At 39.1% G+C, this 3,250-nt stretch carries 5 protein-coding genes and 1 pseudogene; 5 read left to right on the top strand and 1 reads right to left on the bottom strand.

Going from position 1 to position 3,250, the window contains the following annotated elements; all coding sequences use genetic code 11:
- Window positions 1–289 precede the first annotated feature (289 nt).
- A complete protein-coding gene (locus HWQ37_RS30945) occupies window positions 290–523 on the bottom strand; it encodes a Nif11-like leader peptide family natural product precursor (protein WP_292754448.1) in 234 nt (77 codons plus the stop codon).
- Window positions 524–1,105: 582 nt separating this feature from the next.
- Between HWQ37_RS30945 and rplU the strand changes: the two genes are divergently transcribed.
- The 5 genes and pseudogenes from rplU to HWQ37_RS30920 form a co-directional block, all read left to right on the top strand.
- Window positions 1,106–1,513: a 50S ribosomal protein L21 gene (gene rplU, locus HWQ37_RS30940; RefSeq protein WP_292754445.1), complete on the top strand. Its 408-nt coding sequence runs from the start codon at window positions 1,106–1,108 to the stop codon at window positions 1,511–1,513.
- Window positions 1,514–1,543: 30 nt separating this feature from the next.
- Window positions 1,544–1,840 (top strand): 50S ribosomal protein L27, encoded by a 297-nt coding sequence (gene rpmA, locus HWQ37_RS30935; RefSeq protein ID WP_069071599.1) that lies wholly within the window; start codon window positions 1,544–1,546, stop codon window positions 1,838–1,840.
- A gap of 345 nt (window positions 1,841–2,185) precedes the next feature.
- Window positions 2,186–2,335, top strand: coding sequence for a hypothetical protein (locus tag HWQ37_RS30930; protein ID WP_292754443.1), 150 nt, complete (start codon window positions 2,186–2,188; stop codon window positions 2,333–2,335).
- A gap of 100 nt (window positions 2,336–2,435) precedes the next feature.
- Window positions 2,436–2,711 (top strand): hypothetical protein, encoded by a 276-nt coding sequence (locus tag HWQ37_RS30925; RefSeq protein WP_292754440.1) that lies wholly within the window; start codon window positions 2,436–2,438, stop codon window positions 2,709–2,711.
- A 253-nt stretch (window positions 2,712–2,964) separates the two neighbouring features.
- Window positions 2,965–3,250: pseudogene (locus HWQ37_RS30920) on the top strand (acyl-CoA desaturase); the annotation flags it as partial.

Raw genomic sequence — 3,250 nt, 5'->3', positions numbered from 1 at the left:
CCTTTATAAGGAGAGGGATTGAGGGTGAGGTAAACCAGGGATATAAATTGTATGTTATTTAATTCTCATTCCTAAGTAGATGGCGAGATGGAGAGTCGGTATATAACAGCCCTACTTAATCATTCGTGAACAACAACGAACGATATCCCCGACTTTTTAGAGAAGTCAGGAATTTGAGCCTTGGGTTTAACAGAAATGCCCCGAAAGGAGATGATGCAACGCTATCCCCTTCAGGAGCAAAAATTGTCAATTCAGTTGTTCTTATACTTTCGATTTCCTAGAACAGCAATTATCTAGGATAAATGTGGCGTCTAGTCCCCCATCCTGGATTGACAATGGCGGCTAAATCTTCTTCAGATAATTTGCCGATCTCACTGTCTAGTTCTCTAGCAGTGAAATCATAGCCACGCTCTTGAGCAATTTTGATGAAGGTTTCTGGATCGGCTGTTGCTTTGAGTCTTTGCTGTAACGCTTGATCTTGTTTTACAGCTTGAAAAAGTCGGGCAGCATTTTGCTGTGTCATGAAAATCAATCTCCTGTTTGAAATATCAGGTTTGAATGTGGTAGTTTAACTCTTGAGGATTCACTAACTTTTGTAAAGAATTTCTAGATGAGACACCTTATATTTCAATCTTAAAACAAAGAAGAGAAATGTGTTGGTTTTGATAAAAAAATATAACTTTTAAGCTAATACTAACTAATGTTAATTTTTGATAGATTCAGCCCTAAGATGGTAGCAACTTTTATTTAAAAAGTATTTGTTCTGACTTCTTGTAAATGCAATTTACATTTGTGTGAGTGGGCAATGTCTACAACGGGCTACACCTACGCCCATGACGACTGTTGACTAATTGCTCCCCACTCTTGGAAAATGAGCGATCGCACCGAGTAATTAGCTGATTTTTGATTTTCAGGCTGACCAGACGGCAATGCTAAACGCAAAAATACTATTACAGCTTGACTTGATGCCTGTTAATAAAATAGTATGTTAGATTGTCTGTCTAATTCCTGCTCGGATCAGGTAGACATATTACAAAGGCTGGCAAAAGCATCTCTATAGGAGATAAAAACCAGCTACCTGTACGGCAACCTCAAGGACAATTTCATGACCTACGCGATTATTGAAACTGGCGGCAAACAAATACGAGTAGAGCCAGGCCGGTTTTACGACATTGAACTGCTTGCGATCGAACCAGATGAAAAAGTTACAATAGATGCCGTATTACTCGTGCAGCACGATGGCGAAGTCACCATTGGACAGCCATTAGTAACGGGTGCAACTGTAGAAGGGACTGTAATGCGACATTACAGAGGTCGTAAAGTCCTGGTATACAAAATGAAGCCGAAAAAGAAAACCCGCAAAAAACGGGGGCATCGTCAGGAAATTACCAGACTTATGATTGACTCCATCACTCTTAACGGTGCAGTGTTTGCAGCCCAAGGAGAACCGGAGAAAGAAACCCCCGTTGTCGATGAGACTCCTACTGAAGAAGTTGAAACCGCTGCTGAATAATAAAAAGAAGTAGATACACAAGAGGAAATCATGGCTCATAAGAAAGGAACAGGTAGTACACGCAACGGTCGTGATTCTAATGCCCAACGTCTGGGTGTCAAGCGTTATGGCGGTCAAGTTGTGCGTGCGGGAAATATTCTCGTGCGTCAGCGTGGCACCAAGTTTCACCCTGGTAACAACGTCGGTATTGGTAGCGATGACACTCTGTTTGCCTTAATCGACGGTGTTGTAATGTTTGAGAGAAAGGGCAAAACTCGTAAAAAAGTTAGTGTTTATTTACCCATAACTGCTGTTGAGGCAGCCCCTGCTGAGGCAGTAGCAAGTTAGAGTGTGAGGGTGGGTAATAGTGCCCACCCTAATCGCTAGTTAGCGCTGATATGATCATCAGATTTGCATAAATATTCCCAGCAGTTGCTCAAAAGTCGCTTTGTTCCAGAAGTATTAAAGCGCAAAGGTTATTGTATTAATAGAAATAATTACACAAAGAAATTGAATTGCGTAGCTTGCCGTCGTAGGCATCAATTTATTTATGCTAAGTTGCGTTCGTTCGCTTCAGAATGAAGTTTAGCTGAAAGAATACTTAAACTAGGCTGGTAGTTTAAAATACCATAAATACCTGAGAAAATGCTGAGAATTAACTAAATTTTCTCAAGGGATAAATTAATGAAAATTATGGCTTCGTTTCAGATAGGCTTCAGTCCTAACAAAGTTGCTCAAGTTAATCCCAATCTGGCTATCACTATTGTTACAGTTCAAGAAATTTTTAACGAAAAGCTAGTATTTTTGCCGTATCAAGATAAGCAAGTTCTTAATTTTGGATAAAGTCGAGCTAAAGTATAACCAATTTTTAACGTTAACTTAGCGAAAAGATATTTATTCTTTAATTAAAGAGGATTATTTTTTATCATATAGTTAGTATCTAGTGTTTGATAAATATCAAAGAGAACTCAACAGTCGAAAAGGTCGAGATAATGCTCAAAGCCTATTTAAAGTATGTAAAATTCCCATAGATAATCAAATTCGTAATATTCTTCACCCAATAAGTGCGATCGCGCTTATTGAAATGTTCGATTGGACTTCTCGGAAATTAAAAGCTAAAGGATACTTGAAACTATTTGAAATACTAAGTAATCAATTGTTAGTAATTTTAGATGGAAGCGAATATTTTTTATCTAAATATATCTATCCATTGCGATGACTCTAAAGTTGTTGGCTTTTTTGTTTCACACTGTCTTACATTTGGTTGACCTATCTTACCGATAGATTTGCTCACTGTTGGGTACTTGCAAACGCTTCTTTAATGATTTGTGTACCTTAATTACTTACCTTATTTGTTCTGCTTGCCGCAACTATTCCAAGCTGTTCATTAATTCCTCGTTCCCAAAAAAATATAGATATGCGGATTTTCAAATCGCGCAGACTAAGCTGACAATTCAAATTCAGGTTACTGTATGACAATTGCTACTTCCACTAAACCTCAAACCAACTGGGTTAATACCCTATTTTTCGTAGGTCTGCACATCGGCGCTTTATTTGCTCTTGTTCCTGGTAACTTTAGCTGGTCAGCAGTTGGTGTGGCTTTCGTACTTTGCTGGGTCAGTGGGGGTTTAGGTGTTACCCTGGGATTTCACCGCCTTGTCACCCATCGTAGTTTTGAGACTCCTAAGTGGTTGGAATATGTGCTAGTTTTCTGCGGTACACTTGCCTGTCAGGGAGGACCGATTAAGTGGGTAGGTA

The organism is Nostoc sp. NMS4 (genome assembly GCF_017115095.1).
Taxonomy (GTDB): Bacteria; Cyanobacteriota; Cyanobacteriia; order Cyanobacteriales; family Nostocaceae; genus Nostoc.
The sequence above is the reverse complement of the archived record's forward strand: the minus strand, read 5'-3'. Positions and strand labels throughout refer to the sequence as shown.